Source organism: Nodosilinea sp. LEGE 07088 (assembly GCF_015207395.1).
Lineage (GTDB): Bacteria > Cyanobacteriota > Cyanobacteriia > Phormidesmidales > Phormidesmidaceae > Nodosilinea.
The window spans coordinates 40,891-56,293 of record NZ_JADEWX010000019.1; the positions used below are offsets into that span (position 1 = coordinate 40,891).

18 protein-coding genes and 1 pseudogene are annotated in these 15,403 nt (G+C 55.3%); 9 read left to right on the forward strand and 10 right to left on the reverse strand.

What is annotated here, in order from left to right; genetic code table 11:
* Window positions 1-63: 63 nt before the first annotated feature.
* Entirely contained in the window at window positions 64-1,008 is a 945-nt protein-coding gene (locus IQ254_RS07245) for a DnaJ domain-containing protein (RefSeq protein WP_193965499.1), read from the reverse strand.
* 169 nt (window positions 1,009-1,177) lie between these two features.
* On the opposite strand from IQ254_RS07245, the gene IQ254_RS07250 reads away from it, so the two are divergent.
* Both IQ254_RS07250 and IQ254_RS07255 read left to right on the forward strand, forming a co-directional pair.
* Entirely contained in the window at window positions 1,178-1,534 is a 357-nt protein-coding gene (locus IQ254_RS07250) for an NINE protein (protein WP_193965500.1), read from the forward strand.
* 142 nt (window positions 1,535-1,676) lie between these two features.
* A complete protein-coding gene (locus IQ254_RS07255) occupies window positions 1,677-2,207 on the forward strand; it encodes a ComEA family DNA-binding protein (RefSeq protein WP_193965501.1) in 531 nt (176 codons plus the stop codon).
* Between the two features lie 105 nt (window positions 2,208-2,312).
* Here IQ254_RS07255 and IQ254_RS07260 read toward each other — a convergent pair whose 3' ends face one another.
* Window positions 2,313-2,522, reverse strand: a complete 210-nt coding sequence (locus tag IQ254_RS07260; RefSeq protein WP_193965502.1) for a hypothetical protein — start codon at window positions 2,520-2,522, stop codon at window positions 2,313-2,315.
* On the opposite strand from IQ254_RS07260, the gene IQ254_RS07265 reads away from it, so the two are divergent.
* Complete coding sequence (locus tag IQ254_RS07265) at window positions 2,521-4,920, forward strand: phosphoketolase (RefSeq protein ID WP_193965503.1); 2,400 nt, start codon at window positions 2,521-2,523, stop codon at window positions 4,918-4,920. The two genes, IQ254_RS07260 and IQ254_RS07265, sit on opposite strands and share 2 nt — an antisense overlap.
* A 389-nt stretch (window positions 4,921-5,309) precedes the next feature.
* A complete protein-coding gene (locus tag IQ254_RS07270; protein ID WP_193965504.1) occupies window positions 5,310-6,929 on the forward strand; it encodes a 2-isopropylmalate synthase in 1,620 nt (539 codons plus the stop codon).
* Between the two features lie 7 nt (window positions 6,930-6,936).
* Here IQ254_RS07270 and msrA read toward each other — a convergent pair whose 3' ends face one another.
* On the reverse strand, window positions 6,937-7,392 hold the full coding sequence (gene msrA / locus IQ254_RS07275; protein ID WP_193965505.1) for a peptide-methionine (S)-S-oxide reductase MsrA: 456 nt from the start codon (window positions 7,390-7,392) through the stop codon (window positions 6,937-6,939).
* An 85-nt stretch (window positions 7,393-7,477) separates the two neighbouring features.
* On the opposite strand from msrA, the gene IQ254_RS07280 reads away from it, so the two are divergent.
* Entirely contained in the window at window positions 7,478-8,290 is an 813-nt protein-coding gene (locus IQ254_RS07280) for a hypothetical protein (RefSeq protein ID WP_193965506.1), read from the forward strand.
* A gap of 64 nt (window positions 8,291-8,354) precedes the next feature.
* Here the strand turns inward: IQ254_RS07280 and IQ254_RS33485 are convergent, their stop codons facing one another.
* Together IQ254_RS33485 and IQ254_RS33490 are read right to left on the reverse strand one after the other, a co-directional pair.
* The gene (locus IQ254_RS33485; protein ID WP_369011294.1) at window positions 8,355-8,450 is read right to left on the reverse strand and encodes a hypothetical protein; all 96 of its coding nucleotides are present in this window, start codon (window positions 8,448-8,450) and stop codon (window positions 8,355-8,357) included.
* Window positions 8,451-8,524: 74 nt separating this feature from the next.
* Window positions 8,525-8,806 (reverse strand): annotated as a pseudogene (locus tag IQ254_RS33490) (hypothetical protein); the annotation flags it as partial.
* A gap of 250 nt (window positions 8,807-9,056) precedes the next feature.
* On the opposite strand from IQ254_RS33490, the gene aqpZ reads away from it, so the two are divergent.
* Together aqpZ and IQ254_RS07300 are read left to right on the forward strand one after the other, a co-directional pair.
* Window positions 9,057-9,812, forward strand: a complete 756-nt coding sequence (gene aqpZ, locus IQ254_RS07295) for an aquaporin Z (RefSeq protein ID WP_193965507.1) — start codon at window positions 9,057-9,059, stop codon at window positions 9,810-9,812.
* Between the two features lie 346 nt (window positions 9,813-10,158).
* Window positions 10,159-11,055: a DUF72 domain-containing protein gene (locus IQ254_RS07300; RefSeq protein ID WP_193965508.1), complete on the forward strand. Its 897-nt coding sequence runs from the start codon at window positions 10,159-10,161 to the stop codon at window positions 11,053-11,055.
* Between the two features lie 36 nt (window positions 11,056-11,091).
* Here the strand turns inward: IQ254_RS07300 and IQ254_RS07305 are convergent, their stop codons facing one another.
* Window positions 11,092-11,313: a DUF4327 family protein gene (locus tag IQ254_RS07305; protein WP_193965509.1), complete on the reverse strand. Its 222-nt coding sequence runs from the start codon at window positions 11,311-11,313 to the stop codon at window positions 11,092-11,094.
* A 319-nt stretch (window positions 11,314-11,632) separates the two neighbouring features.
* Here IQ254_RS07305 and IQ254_RS07310 point away from each other — a divergent pair, with 319 nt between their 5' ends.
* Window positions 11,633-12,127: a histidine phosphatase family protein gene (locus IQ254_RS07310; RefSeq protein WP_193965510.1), complete on the forward strand. Its 495-nt coding sequence runs from the start codon at window positions 11,633-11,635 to the stop codon at window positions 12,125-12,127.
* On the opposite strand, the gene IQ254_RS07315 is transcribed toward IQ254_RS07310, so the two are convergent.
* Window positions 12,120-12,980: a hypothetical protein gene (locus IQ254_RS07315; RefSeq protein WP_193965511.1), complete on the reverse strand. Its 861-nt coding sequence runs from the start codon at window positions 12,978-12,980 to the stop codon at window positions 12,120-12,122. The genes IQ254_RS07310 and IQ254_RS07315 overlap by 8 nt on opposite strands.
* Window positions 12,981-13,262: 282 nt before the next feature.
* Here IQ254_RS07315 and IQ254_RS07320 point away from each other — a divergent pair, with 282 nt between their 5' ends.
* Window positions 13,263-14,129 carry an alpha/beta fold hydrolase gene (locus IQ254_RS07320; RefSeq protein ID WP_193965512.1) on the forward strand — a complete coding sequence of 289 codons (867 nt, stop codon included), beginning with the start codon at window positions 13,263-13,265 and terminating at the stop codon, window positions 14,127-14,129.
* 145 nt (window positions 14,130-14,274) lie between these two features.
* Here the strand turns inward: IQ254_RS07320 and IQ254_RS07325 are convergent, their stop codons facing one another.
* The 3 genes from IQ254_RS07325 to IQ254_RS07335 are packed head-to-tail and all read right to left on the reverse strand — an operon-like array spanning window position 14,275 to window position 15,256.
* Entirely contained in the window at window positions 14,275-14,655 is a 381-nt protein-coding gene (locus tag IQ254_RS07325; RefSeq protein WP_193965513.1) for a PIN domain-containing protein, read from the reverse strand.
* A gap of 7 nt (window positions 14,656-14,662) precedes the next feature.
* A complete protein-coding gene (locus IQ254_RS07330) occupies window positions 14,663-14,923 on the reverse strand; it encodes a hypothetical protein (RefSeq protein WP_193965514.1) in 261 nt (86 codons plus the stop codon).
* A 27-nt stretch (window positions 14,924-14,950) separates the two neighbouring features.
* Window positions 14,951-15,256, reverse strand: coding sequence for a hypothetical protein (locus tag IQ254_RS07335; RefSeq protein WP_193965515.1), 306 nt, complete (start codon window positions 15,254-15,256; stop codon window positions 14,951-14,953).
* Between the last annotated feature and the right edge of the window lie 147 nt (window positions 15,257-15,403).

Below are 15,403 nucleotides of genomic sequence, written 5' to 3' on the forward strand. Positions count from 1 at the left end.
TGCGATTTTATTACATCCTTATTACATTGTGCCGCCCGGCGGTGCTGTAGGCTTTGTAGCTAACTAGCGCGTTGGCCCCTTAGAGAACAGGTTGCCAAATAGCGATCGCCTATCGCCCTTAGCCGCTGTGGATGCCGCTTTGCCAGTAGGACGAGGCGCCTCTGTAACGGTGATATTGAGTTGTTTGGCATATTTGAGGGCCACTACATTCTCTGGGTTTAGCTTTAGGGCTTGCTTAAAATGGACTTTGGCCATGCCCGGCAGCTTATGCAACAGGTAGGCTTGAGCAATCAAGCAGTGATAGGCGCTGTTTTGAGGGTCAATTCTTAGGGCATCTTTCAGTTCTGGAATAGCAGCCTCAGTATTTTTGGCCTTTAGGTATTCCTGAGCACGACCAATATAGCGCTCGGCGTAGGCTAGCCCTGACGATGATTTCCCGTCGGAGGGTGGATCGGCTAATGAAGCAGGAGATTTAGCGACCGTTGCAGATGCTACCAGTCCAGTACGCTTTTCGCGGATTACCGGAGCACCCATTTTGCGGCGCAGGTACACCAAATTGAGCTCGCTGAGCTGTCGGGTATTTGCTTCAAAGTCGGCCAGGGAGGCATATTGGCGATCGCACAGTTGCTCTACGGCGTGCTCATAGAAAATGTCGATTTCGGGTTCGGGTACATTTAGCAGCTGCTTGCCCTTTTCACCAGTGGGCTGAAGCTTTTGTTCGCGGCTGAGACGACGCACTTTAAAGCGCAGGGTAGCCAACACCTCATTACGACCTTTGTCTTGCTTGAGACGCTGATAAGCGGGGTTAACCAGCTTAGGCAGGATTTGATCGGCAAACTGTCGCTGCTCTGAAGATTTATCGACTAAGGCATCGGGGTGAAGCTGTTTAGCCACCGTTCGATACCGCTTGAGTAGGCGGCGTCCATCTACGGCTACAGAAACTCCTAACAGTGCGTAGGGGTCAGTAAAGCGCTTAAGCCATTCGGAGGAGAAGGCGTCGTGGGACATTCAGAGCAGGGTTAGGTAGTGTATCTAGTATTCTTGCCGATTTAGCGCCGACGGCATAGCCAAGTCTTTATGCCTATGTTGATTCTTTATGGCGGTCTTATACTGATTTCATAGCTATGATACCGAGTTTTAATTCTACGGGTTATGTAGGCACTGGGAGGCAGAGGAGATGGCACAACGTAACCGTTGGACAGCTGTTGGCTTGGCTTGGCTTGGGGTGGTAGCTCCAGTGTCAGGATTCCATAAGTTTTATCTGGGGCAACCTGGCTGGGGCACAATCTACTTGCTGCTCAGCTGGACGCCGATTCCTCGAGTTGCCTGTGCCATTGAGGGCTTCTTTTGGATGACCCGGCCCTCCGATGCCTTTGCGCTAGCCAATAGTGCTGAAAAAGTCAGTGCTGACCCTACTCAGATCAATGCCTTAGGCGTCGCGTTAAGGGAGCTAGACGCCCTGCGACAAGAAGGGCTAATTTCAGAACTAGAGTTTGAGCAAAAGCGCCGCCAGCTATTAGAGCAGGTGAGCTAGCTCTGAGGCAAAACCCCAAGAATTTTAGTGTGGCGGCTGGTCTCCTGGACGAAATCATGACGAGACTAAATTACATAGCGCATGATTTTAGGTGGTACACCGCAAACGGCTTTTTTGTTGAATTGTTTAGGCGGAGTTGACCGTGTTAAAGCGTTGGCAAGCTCTAAGAGGCCAGCTTCATCCCTTGGCCAATCGACTGAGTCAAGAGCCGGGCTATCGACTGCGGTCTTACCGAGAGGTCTATCAAGCAGCTGGGCTGGGCTTCTCTATAGATGTAAACCGGGCCACGGTAGATGACTGGCTACGGCTACCGGGGCTATCGATTCGTCAGGCACAGAGGTTGGTACGCTTGCGTCAAACAGGCGTTCAGTTTCATTGCCTGGAAGATTTGGCGGCGGCTCTAAGCATTGCACCGACCCAGATAGCGCCCTTGGGCGCGGTGCTGTCGTTTTGCTATTACGACGGGCAGGGCGATACCTTGCCAACCATTAGCCTTAACCAGGCCACTACCCAGCAGCTCTGTGGGGTACCGGGGATGTCGCCAGCACTGGCTGAGGCAATTGTGCAGGAGCGATCGCAGCGCGGCCCCTACCGAGATTTAGCCGACCTACAGCGTCGTCTGGGGCTGGCTCCCGATGTTGTGCAGACCTTGATGTACTACCTCCATATTTAGGCCAAACCGTAGCGCAGTTTACACTTTTGGCAGGCCCAACCGGCTTGTATGGCAGGGGATAGCCTCAGAATTGGTGCGGATATCAGTCTAGTTCTGCATTTCCCCTTAAGTTGAACCTACCTGTATAAATTCTGCGGTAATACCTAGGGAAGCAGATGTGGCATTGTTCTCATCGCTGTTGTCATGATCTGAGCTTGATTTAGTCAAGCTACTGTCGATCAGCACTTTTGCATTGCTGCCTCGATCCTCAGCAATTGATACGACTGGATCCATTACGGACAGTAGAAAGCCCTTACCAGATGGAGTTAACCCCATGGTAGTAGCCACCTCCCCATCAACTAAGCCCTTGAGCGACGAAGAACTGCGTAAGATGCATGCCTACTGGCGGGCCTGCAACTACCTCGCGGTGGGCATGATTTATCTGCGCAGTAACCCTCTGCTGAAAGAACCGCTCAAGCCAGAACACGTCAAGCATCGCCTGTTAGGACACTGGGGCGCATCGCCTGCGCTTAGCTTTACCTATATTCACTGCAATCGGCTGATCAAAAAGTACGACCTGGATATGATTTTTGTCGCTGGCCCTGGCCACGGCGCGCCTGGTGTTCTTGGCCCGGTCTATCTAGAAGGTACCTACTCCGAGATTTATCCCGATAAGAGCATGGATGAAGACGGCATGCGCCGCTTCTTCAAGCAGTTTTCTTTCCCCGGCCACATTGGCAGCCACGTCACCCCTGAGACCCCTGGCTCAATCCACGAAGGCGGTGAACTGGGATATAGTATCTCCCACGCCTACGGGGCGGTATTAGACAATCCCGATCTGATTGTCACCTGCGTGGCGGGCGATGGCGAGGCAGAAACCGGGCCACTCGCCACTTCTTGGCACTCCAACAAATTTATCAACCCAGCCCGCGACGGCGCGGTGCTGCCCATCCTCAACCTGAACGGCTACAAGATTGCCAATCCCAGCATTCTCTCCCGCATCTCCCATGATGAGCTGAACGCGCTGTTCTACGGCTACGGCTACACCCCCTACTTCGTCGAAGGCAGTGACCCGACCGAGATGCATCAGAAGATGGCGGCGGTGATGGAAGAGTGCGTACTCAAGATCAAAGAAATTCAGCGCGATGCCCGCATTAACGACAACCTGGAGCGCCCCCGCTGGCCGATGATTGTGCTGCGCACCCCCAAAGGCTGGACTGGGCCTAAGGCGGTAGATGGCCACAAAGTGGAAGGGTTTTGGCGCGCCCACCAAGTGCCTATGGGCGGTATGCACAGCAACCCCGAACACCTGCGTCTGCTGGGAGAGTGGATGCAAAGCTACGGCCCCGATGAGTTGTTTGACGAAAGTGGTCGCCTAATTCCTGAACTAAAGGAGTTGGCTCCGGTAGGCCACCGCCGCATGAGCGCTAACCTGCACGCCAACGGTGGCATGTTGCGTAAGGCCCTAAAGCTGCCCGATTTCCGAGAGTATGCGATCGATGTGCCCCAGCCCGGCAGCGTAGAGTTTGAGAATACTAAAGCCCTGGGCATTTTTATGCGCGACATCATGCGCGACAACCCCATTAACTTTCGCCTCATGGGGCCGGACGAAACCGCCTCAAACCGGCTGCACCCGGTGTACGAAGTTACCAAAAAGGCCTGGATGGCCGACTTTTTGCCCGAAGACCTTGACGGCGGCGAACTCTCCCGCGATGGCCGGGTGATGGAAATGCTGAGTGAGCACACCCTCCAGGGTTGGTTAGAGGGCTACTTGCTGACGGGCCGCCACGGTCTTTTCCACACCTACGAGGCCTTTGCCCATGTGGTGGACTCGATGTTTAACCAGCATGCCAAATGGCTGGATATCTGCAAGAACCATGTGCCCTGGCGGCGATCTGTCTCATCGCTAAATATCTTGCTGTCGTCGCTGGTGTGGCGGCAAGACCACAATGGCTTTAGCCACCAGGATCCGGGCTATGTAGACCTGGTCACCAACAAGAGCCCCGACGTGGTGCGAGTTTACTTTCCCCCCGATGCCAACTGCCTGCTGTCGGTGGCCGACCACTGCTTTAGCAGCGTCGACTATATCAACGTGATTATCTCCGATAAGCAAAATCACCTCCAGTATTTAGATATGGATGCGGCGGTGACCCACTGCACCAAGGGCATCGGCATCTGGGACTGGGCCAGTAACGATGACTGCGGCACCGAGCCCGATATCCCGGACGTGGTGATGGCCTGCTGTGGTGATATCGTCACCAAGGAATCTCTGGCGGCTACGGCGATCTTGCGGGAGGAGTTTCCCTACCTGAAGGTGCGGTTTGTCAATGTGGTCGATCTGTTCACCCTGATTTCCCAGGGGGAGCACCCCCACGGGCTCAGCGATCGCGATTTTGACTCGCTGTTTACCCCCGATAAGCCGGTGATCTTTAACTTCCACGGCTATCCCTGGCTAATTCACAAGCTGGTCTATCGCCGCTCGAACCAGAATCGTATCCATGTGCGGGGCTACAAAGAGCAGGGCAACATCAACACACCGCTGGAGTTGGCGATCAATAACGAGATCGATCGCTTTAGCCTGGTGATTGATGTCATTAACCGGGTGCCTAAACTGGGCTCAGCGGCGGCCCACGTCAAGGAAAAGATGAAGAATAAGATCATCGAATGCCTCACCTATGCTCACGCTGAGGGCAAAGACCACGACGATATCGTGAACTGGAAGTGGCCCTACTAAGGGTTGGTGTTCTCTCAACAAGATAGGCGCTGGCTGACCTAAGCCGGTCAAAAGCGGCCCCAGATAACGGGGCCGCTTTTGCGGTTTGATATAGAAAATCTGGCAAGTTTGATGATGGCGGACAGTTGGCACACAGAGTACTGGCATTGAGAGACTGGTCTGGATACAACTGTAGGTCTACCTCACCAAGCCGACGGTGGCTGTGTCAGCGATCGCTTAAAATATGTGAGGCTAAGTCGTAGCGAATCCGACTTTGTGCCAGTAAGATAGTTAGAATCGATACATTTGTGTGGCCTGATTGAGTTGGCCAGAGGCTTACCCCTGGAGACTCTTGGCTACTGTCCTAGCTTCGATTTAGCGTCTTCGTTACCTACTCTGTGGGAGTTACCATGAGCAACCCGCCCAGCCCCGATCGCATTCTTATTTTCGATACCACCCTGCGGGACGGCGAACAGTCGCCGGGGGCTACCCTCAATGTCGAAGAGAAGCTAGTAATCGCGCGGCAGCTGGCGCGGCTGGGCGTTGATATTATCGAAGCGGGCTTCCCCTTTGCCAGCCCTGGGGATTTTGAGGCAGTGCAGAAAATTGCCCGGGAGGTGGGTACTGCTGATGGCCCCACCATCTGTGGCCTTGCCCGGGCTACGAAGGGCGACGTCGAGCGAGCGGGAGAGGCGATCAGGCCCGCCGTCAAGGGACGCATTCACACCTTTATTGCCACCTCTGACATTCATATGCAGTACAAGCTGCGCAAGAGTCGCGATGAGGTGCTGGCGATCGCGCCGGAGATGGTGGCCTACGCCAAGACCTTTACCGACGATGTAGAATTTTCGCCCGAGGATGCGGGCCGCTCTGACCCTGAGTTTCTCTACCAGGTGCTGGAGGGGGCGATCGCCGCTGGAGCCACCACCGTCAATATTCCCGACACCGTCGGCTACCTGACGCCGACCGAGTTTGGCGGGCTGATTCGCGGCATCAGAGAAAACGTGCCCAACATTGACCAGGCGGTGATCTCTGTCCACGGCCACAACGACCTGGGCCTGGCGGTGGCCAACTTTCTCGAAGCGGTAAAAAATGGGGCGCGCCAGCTCGAATGCACCATTAACGGCATCGGCGAGCGGGCCGGTAACGCCGCCCTCGAAGAACTGGTGATGGCCATGCACGTGCGCCGCGCCTTCTACAATCCCTTCCTCGGTCGCCCTGCCGAGTCAGAAGCACCCCTGACCAACATCGACACCCGCCAGATCTACAAAACCTCGCGCCTGGTCTCAAACCTAACCGGCATGTTTGTGCAGCCCAACAAGGCGATCGTGGGGGCCAACGCCTTTGCCCACGAGTCGGGCATTCACCAGGATGGGGTGCTTAAAAACAAGCTCACCTACGAGATCATGGATGCCACCTCCATTGGTCTCACCGACAACCAAATCGTGCTGGGCAAGCACTCGGGCCGCAACGCCTTTGGCACCCGCCTACGAGAGCTGGGTTATGAACTCGACGACCAGGCCCTCAATCGTGCCTTTTTGCGGTTTAAAGAGCTGGCCGACAAGAAAAAAGAAATCACCGACTGGGATATCGAATCGATCGTCAACGATGAAACCCAGCAGGCTCCCGAGCACTTCCACCTCGATCTGGTGCAGGTTTCCTGCGGCGACAGCGCTAAGCCCACCGCCACCGTCACGCTGCGCACTCCCGATGGCCAGGAGCTGATGGACGCGGCGATCGGTACCGGCCCGGTGGATGCGGTCTACAAGGCGATTAACCGAGTGGTGGATATCCCCAACCAGCTGATCGAGTTTTCGGTGCAGTCGGTGACTGAGGGCATTGATGCTCTGGGCGAAGTCACCATTCGCGTTCGCCACGAAGACCGAGTGTTTTCGGGCCACGCTGCCAATACCGACATTGTGGTAGCCTCGGCCCACGCCTACCTACATGCCCTCAACCGCCTATACACGGCGTTGCAGGGAGAAAAGGCGATCCATCCCCAGCGCGATCCGGTGACGGCGTCGCTCTAAATTCTGCCTAGCCAAAGTAGCGCTGGTGCTCCTCCGAGGCGAGCCAGTAGGCACTAGCCGGTTCAATCAAGGTAACGATAGGGTTGGCGTAGTGCCCCGAAGCCTGCAGCTGGTTTTTCGATTGGCGGGCAGTCTGAGCCTGCTCGGGGGTGTGGTGAAAAATCACCGAGCGATACTGCTCACCCCGGTCGGCCCCCTGGCGGTTAAGAGTGGTGGGGTCGTGAATATGCCAAAAGGTATTAAGCAGGGCGTCGTAGGAAATTGCATGGGGGTTAAACTGCACCTGGCAGACCTCGGCATGGCCCGTGATCCGCGATAGCACATCCAGGTAGCAGGGGTGCTCAAAATGGCCTCCCATATAGCCCACGGAGGTATCGACCACGCCGTCGAGCTGGCGAAAGGCGGCTTCTACTCCCCAAAAGCACCCGGCTCCAAAGGTCGCCAGTTCTGTCGTATCAGCCATAGGTGTCAGTGTCAAAATTCAGGAATAGGCCCTGCCACCATTGTAGAAAACTCAATACCGATCCCCACGCAGGTATAGCACTGCTATGACGGCTTCCTCTTCTAATGTATCTACTTTCGGCGATGCCCAGACGGCATTGACGGCCTTTGCCCAATCAGAACAGCCTGGGGTTTGGCCCCACTTAAATAAAGCCGACATGGTGCGGGAAATGCGATCGCGCCTGCGCCACCCCTACTCCGTTAACCAGGGACCACAGCCCTTTTGTGGACCAGCCTCGGTGCTGTTTGAGCTGATTCGCAAATGGCCGCTGCGCTATGTAGACCTGTGCCGCAGTCTCTACGAAACCGGCGGGTTTCAGGCCACGGGTAGATCTATTCAAGCCTCAGAAGCGCTGCGGCAGGCCAGCAAAAATATTCCCCACATGGGGCCGACCGACTGGATGGTGCTCGCCACCCTGCGCGAATCTGAGAACCTGATTTTTCCGGTGGAGCCCAATGCGCCCGAGATCATTCGCAACCTGGCGGGCATGACCAAATCGTGGGAAATGCTGGGCTGGGTGCGCGAAATTTTGGGCTACGACCACGCCGACTATATGCACACCTATGTGCTGCGCGATTTGACCGCCCTGCGCAAGGCCCAGCAGATTATCGACCAGGGGGGCGTGGCCTTTGGCCTGATTACAGCTAATTCTCTCCTCAGCAAACATCCGCCCAGGGTGACTACGCCCAACCACTGGGTCACCCTGGTGGGCAACATTGACATTCAAAAGGGCCGCTTTGGCCGCCACGACAGCGGGCAAGTGAGTTTTGACGTGTTTACCTGGGCCAAGAAGGTGCACATCGACGTCAATGAAGGCGTGTTTGAAGACGGCTTTTGGGGTGTGGTGCTGGGTTGGTAGTTAATGCACCAGATGACAGGCGACATAGGGGCCACCACCCGCCTCTTTGAAGTCAGGTTTTGGTTCATGGCGGCATTATGTGGCGAAACAGCAGCCGAAAATGTCTGGCCCCCACGGCCTGGGCGGCCTTGAAGTATTCTTTGTTTTTTTCCACCAGCACCGCCCCGTAGGTAATGCGGGCGTAGAAGGGAATTGAGCTAATACCACCGCGATCATCGCATTTGTGAGGCTGGGGCCGAGCACCGCCACCGCCGCCAGGGCAATCAGCGTCTCGGTAAAGGAAAACAGCACATCCACCTTGCCCATGTACATGAAGTACTGCTCATAAATGGGGCGATCGAGGCCCAGCTGCGATCGAATCTGCTCGATCTGCTCCGGCGTGGTGGATTGAGACTGGGCAAACATGATCTGCACCGGGTCACCGGGCACCAAGTGAATCAGCAGCGTCACCGCTACGGTCGTCACCCAAATGGTGAAAATACCGCTGAGAATGCGTTTGAAGATGTATCGGGTCATAACCGCCTAGATTCATAACCGCCTAGATATAGACTGTCACCATTGGCCATAGGGCTATTTCACCGTAAAGGATACTCTTTTAACGTTTGCGACAAACAATCAGTGAGGTGTATTGGTTTTCTGTACAATAGCGCTGGCTTGTGGGGAGGCGATGGTTGTCCCCAGAGTGGGCCCAATCGTGCGGATATGGCTGTAAGAGCTTACCCTGACGAGCAAGATGGGTCCAGCACCTACTATGGCGTGAAAAAGAATGAAAAAATACATTGCTGAGTTGTTTGGTACTTTTTGGTTGGTTTTGGGCGGCTGCGGCAGCGCCGTGTTGGCGGCTAACTTTGGTGGCGAAGGCAACCCCCTCGGACTTGGATTTTTAGGTGTTTCCCTAGCCTTTGGCCTGACCGTAATGACCATGGCTTATGCGGTGGGTCATATTTCGGGCGGTCACTTTAACCCTGCTGTTTCCTTTGGTTTACTGGCCGGGAAACGCTTCAGCGGCTCGGATCTGCTGCCTTACATAGTGGCGCAGGTCCTAGGCGCAGCCATTGCTGGTGGAGTCTTGTTAATCATTGCTAGCGGCAATGGTGCCCTCGATCTCACCGGCCCTACGCCCTTAGCCACTAACGGCTATGGAGCCCATTCGCCGGGTGGCTATGGTCTGCTGGCTGCGTTGGTTACCGAGGTGATCATGACCTTTATGTTTCTGATCATCATCATGGGATCTACCGATCGCCTGGCTCCAGGCGGATTTGGCCCTGCCAGCATTGGCATGGGGCTGACCCTGATCCACTTGATTAGCATCCCTGTAACCAATACTTCTGTGAATCCGGCTAGAAGCACTGGCGTAGCCCTATTTTGTGGGAACGGGGAAATTTTGGCCCAGCTGTGGTTGTTTTGGCTAGCCCCGATCGCAGGAGCTGTTGCGGCTGGCTGGTTCTATGCCACCTTTTTAGAAACCGCAGTCGACACCCGACCGCTAGAACCTTTGGAGCCATCTCCAAAGCAGGTCTAGGCTCGACACCGCAAACTAACGTAGTTAAAGACTAGGTGCCTAGTACTCCACGGCGCAAGTTTAGATACTATTCCCTAGGGCTAGGGAGCTAGGGAGCCAAGCGATCCAGAACGGTGGACATATTTCAGCCTTCGAGTACTAGGCTAAAACGAGCAGGTCTTCGGTCTTTAACTATGTCTAATATCAACCAGCAACTGTTCGGGTTCCACGTCCGGTCTGAAGAGTTCCCGGATGCACTCACAAAACCCCAAACCGAGTTACGAGTTGCTAGAGCAGCGGCCCGTGAAGGACGGTTGGTATTACGTCAGAATTGGGGAGTAGGGCAAGTTGGGGCTAGAAAATCACCATGGCAGGGGCTTATTTTACCGGGTGCGCCGTGTGGGCGTTTAAAGACTGGGTGGGCGATTTTTACCCCAGGGGCAGCAAGGCGGGGGATTTTTTGCGGCTGTACGGCGATCGCATGACCGCCGTCGAAGGCAACACCACTTTCTACTCCATGCCCGATGCTAAAACCATCGATCGCTGGGCGGCTACCATGCCAACCGGGTTTCGGTTTTGCCCCAAGCTCCCCCGCGCTTTTTCCCACCAGGGCAAGCTGATGCCCTTTGGGGAAGAGGCTCACCGGTTTCTAGGCACCCTGAGGCCTTTAGGCGATCGGCTGGGCCCGCTATTCATTCAGCTGCCGCCTACCTATCGTCCCGAAAACCTGCCCGACCTGAGAGAATTTCTCGCCCGCTGGCCCCGACACCAGCATCCCATCGCGGTAGAAGTGCGCCATATAGACTGGTTTGCCGAGCCCCACGCCACCCGCCTCAACCAGATGCTCACCAGCCTCGGGGTGGGTCGGGTGCTGCTCGATACGCGCCCCATCTACGACTGCATCGATACCCCCAACGACGACCCGCAGATTGGTTCGGAACGCAAGAAACCAGAGGTACCGCTCCAGCCCGAGGTAACGGCAGCCTTCACAATTGTTCGCTACATTAGTCACCCCGACCTGGCCTACAACCAGCCCTACTTTGACGAATGGGTGCCCCGGCTGCACCAGTGGCTAGAGGCCGGTACCGACGTGTATTTTTTCGCCCACTGTCCCCAGGAGATCAAATCGCCAGCGGTGGCCCGTGCGGTCTACCACCAGCTCCGGCGGGCTGGGGTCGCGCTGCCCGAGCTGCTGTGGGATGTGGTCGCAAAACAAAGGGCTGAGGAAAATGACGCCTCAACCCAGCTCAGTTTATTTGGCTGATGAATAGCCCCGATCAAGAGGCAACGTTCAGGAAACCTAGTCGTTTTCCCAGTCTTCGCGACCCATGAGGTCGCCCATGCGATCGCGCAGTAAGAAACCCGAAGATTCTAGCTCGGTCTCAACCATAGCCCACTCGCGAGCAGGAATATGGCGGCACAGGGTATAAATAGGCTGTTGACGGCTAACTACACCCTTTTGAACCAGCTGTCGGGCTTCGTCACGGATGATATCAATGGAATAGCGGAGGGACTGAATCATACCTAAACCCAGTAACGACGAAGGAGCTGCATGAGACGAAACGCCAAGCGAGGCGAAAAGTCAAATAGGCCAGACAAGAATCTTTAGATTCCGTATCCTAGTTTACTGATAGTTTTTAGGGTTTGGCTAGTCAGCTCTTGCTTATTCTCTCCTTAATTTTGCGCCTGTGCCGTTAACAAATGCTGTAATTTCCTGGGGCAATGCCTCTCAGGCTGTTACAAACTTGCAACTTTATTCATTGATTCCCGTTGACTAATCTTCTAAGGTGGCAGAGTTAGGAAGCCCTTGCAGTGTCAGGACTTAGACCATTTCGTTGCCAATGACTAAGCAGCTTATTTTCTTTCGCCACGGCAAATCGAGCTGGAGCACCGACTACAGTCGCGATCGCGATCGCCCAGTAACTGAGAGGGGCATCGCGGCAGCCAAAACCATGGGCAAGCTCCTAGCGGGCGCGAATAAAGTACCCGATTTGGCCATTACCTCCTCCGCTGTGCGGGCGCGTACCACTCTCGATTTGGCTCGCAAAGCCGGCGATTGGAACTGCCTCGTAGAAGTCAACGACGATCTCTACGAAGCCGCGATTGAGCAGGTTTTACAGGTTATTCATCAGGTACCTGCCCACCATCAATCGCTCATGCTGGTCGGCCATGAACCCACTTGGTCTGATGCGGTGAGCTACTTCATGGGGGGCGGCACCGTGCGCATGCCCACCGCCGCCATGGTGTGTTTAGAGTTTGAGGTGTCTGCCTGGCATCAGCCTGACTATGGTCGCGGTACCCTACTGTGGCTCCTACCGCCCAGACTGTTTACCTAAACGCTCCACGGACACCGACAGTTACTGGCTGGGAGGTAGCGCTGTGGGCCCTGAGGTTTTGGCCTTCGATGATCACCAACCCTGCCGTGGTCTGCACATAGATTTTGTCATCAAGGGCGTATACCAGCGGGGCAAGACTCGGATCTACGACTGTTGCGGTAGCGGTTGGCGGTACTCGCCGCTCTACAGGTTTGGGGGGCGCAGCAGGTGGCGAGGCAACGGGCTGCGGGGCAACGGGCTGTGGGGCAACGGGCTGTGGGGCAACGGGCTGTGGGGCAGCCTTGGGCGGTGGTGTCCAAAACTGGGTAGCTTCCTCTGTCTCGACTGGGTCTTTTTCGAGCCACACCATCATGTCGTCGCCGTGGTGTACGGTCTCACCGCGCATGGTTTCGACGTAGAGGGTGCTGCGATTGAGGGTAATACTGCGGATGGAGTACCACTGGTGCTCAGCCAGCACAAATAGATCGAGTTGCAGGTGGCGATCGCGGAGATGGCTGGGGTGCGTCCACCACTGCTTCCACAGCTGGCGGGCCTGGTCATAGACCAGGTGATAGCCCTCAGGGATAGGGTAGTAGGCATAGCAGAGTACCTGGCTATCTATCCCCTGTCCTACGGGAACAAATTGGTGGTCAACCAGCACCTGATGCAGAATATCGCTGTACTCAGCCCCCCTGCGCACCTCAATGCGGGGAGGGAAGGCTTCATCGTAGGCGGTGGCTAGCAACTTACCCCGGCGACCCAACAGCTGACGGACGCGGTTCGTCGGCTGCACCCGCAGGGACTGGTTAGCCTCCAGGGTGGCATCCCCAGATACAAACCACTGCAACAGAGTCAGATCGTCGAGTGAGGTCATCTCAGAAACAGGTTGAAGAAATGTGACGAAAGCTAAAGCCCGAGGTCATAGGCCAGGCGTTAGCGGGCAACGCTGGGCCAGCGCAGCACAGACGCTACTACCGCCAATATCAATAACCTCTACGGGGGGTAAGACCCCTCATCCGGCAATTTTGCGACCAGATGAAAAATTACTTAATGGAAAGTACCGGATCCAGGCCAGAATTACCCCCCTTACTTTTCAGGCACCTCAGTATAGTTAGAGAGGCAGTCCGGTTCAGCCCAATAAAGACCTGGAAGCACAATGACAACCACCGCTGAGCGGCAACAGGGGTTTCTAGAAACCAACGGCCTGCGTCTGCACTACGTCACCCAGGGTCAGGGGCCGCTAATGCTGTTTTTGCATGGCTTTCCAGAATTTTGGTACGCCTGGCGCTACCAGCTCGACTACTTTGCCACCCACTACACCTGCGTGGCCCTAGATCTGCGGGGCTACAACGACAGCGATAAACCCGAGGGGGTCGAGTCTTACCGGCTAGAGGTTTTGGTAGAAGATGTGCGGGGGGCGATCGCAGCCCTGGGCCACGACAAGCTGGTTTTGGTTGGCCACGATTGGGGCGGCGCGATCGCCTGGGCCTTTGCCTACGCCTACCCCGACCTACTCCAGTCGCTCGTTGTCTTAAATATGCCCCACCCGGCCAAGTTCGCCGAGGGGTTGCGCACCCCTCAGCAAATGCTGCGCAGCTGGTATGTGGGCGCTTTTCAGCTGCCGCTGTTGCCTGAGCTACTGCTGCAAGCCGGGGACTACTGGGCGATCGAGCAAATGCTGCGGGGTATGGCGATCGATAAAGCCGCCTTTAGTGACGCCGATCTGCGGGCCTACAAAGCCGCCGCCGCCAAACCCGGTGCGCTGACCGCTATGGTCAATTATTATCGCGCTCTGACTCAGGACGGTCTCTTCCAATCGTCTTGGGGGGTTTTAGACGTTCCCACCCTGATGATTTGGGGCGAAGAGGACGCCGCCCTGGGCAAAGAACTCACCCTCGGCACGGAGAACTACGTCAGCGACCTGAGGCTGCGCTATATTCCCCGGTCCAGCCACTGGGTGCAGCAAGAGCAGCCCCACCAGGTCAATGCCCTGATGGGCAAATTTCTAGGCTTAGATACATGACTATTTCTGCCCCGCCGTCCACCAACTGGCCAACATAGGCAGGAAAAATCTGTGCGGGTTAACGGTGAAGTTGTGCGGCGGCAGATAACCTTGAACTCCTACCGATAACCTCTGTTCCGTCCGCACCAACGCAGTGCTAGGCGGCTTAGCGACTGTAGGGTTGCTCCATGCTCAATCCTGAGATCACTTGGTAGTGCTTCACATTGAAAGTGCAGAGAGTTGCGTTGCGCCCAACAGCACAAGCTGAAATCAAAGCATCAATCAGACCAACCTTGTGCGATAGATGATAGGCCGTAAAGTCAGATAAGGCACGAGCACAGTCGGTTTCAGTCGGCCAAACAATGGCTAACGGTGCTACAAGCTGTAGGGCTTTACGCACCTGCTGCTGGTTCTGAGCGTCCTGGATTAACTCCATCACCACAAAGCCAGGAACGCTCGGCAGTTCTGGGAGAGAGGCAAACCAAGCCAGCGCTGGCCCATAACCCCGCTGAATGTCGATCATGACATCGGTATCGACAAGGTACATGCGCTACCTAAGCCCGCTCACGGTGTTCAGCTTGGTCGCGCAACCGGCGGGCGTGTTCCTGGCTGTTAGCAATATCGGGTCGAGAGTTGATCACCCCAACGCTTTCCCAATAGGCAACGAGATCTAGCCCTGTTTTAGGAGGATTTTGCAGAAAAGGACGAAAAGAGAGAACACGAAGAATATACTCTGACAGAGGCAATTGAAGCTGGGAAGCCTCAGCAGAAAGCTCATTCTCTAGCTCTAGTGGTAAATCTAAAGAGATTGTCATAGCACTAAGCCTCCGTAAAGCTTGCGTTTAGTAGACAACGCCATGATTCTTCTCGGCACAACCTTGGCAAATGCCATCATTATGCATCCAACCACGGAGATTCCGCTCCTCACACCCCTGACAAATTTGAAAATATTGCTTGTTTTCCAGAATTGCCTGAACTTTAAAGTCTACTTCCTGAGGTGAGGAAGTTTGTGGGAGTACCGAGGCTACTTTCCAACTAGATACGGGTTCATGAGGCTGTGGCCAGGATATGCCGCGAACAAGGATATGAATTACATCATTTTCTTGTTTGACTTGCATGAATTCAGAAACAATTTCTTTGTCGTTCATAATTTGTAAAGATTCAGGGGCTGGGCAGTCCTAAGTTCTTGATTGGATTTCTAGGCCGCCAAGTCAGGTGCACCAGCGCTGGGGCAGGAGTCTAGCTTAGCGGCGATGAATTTAGACAAAAGTAGAGTGGGCGGACTGTTGGGAAAA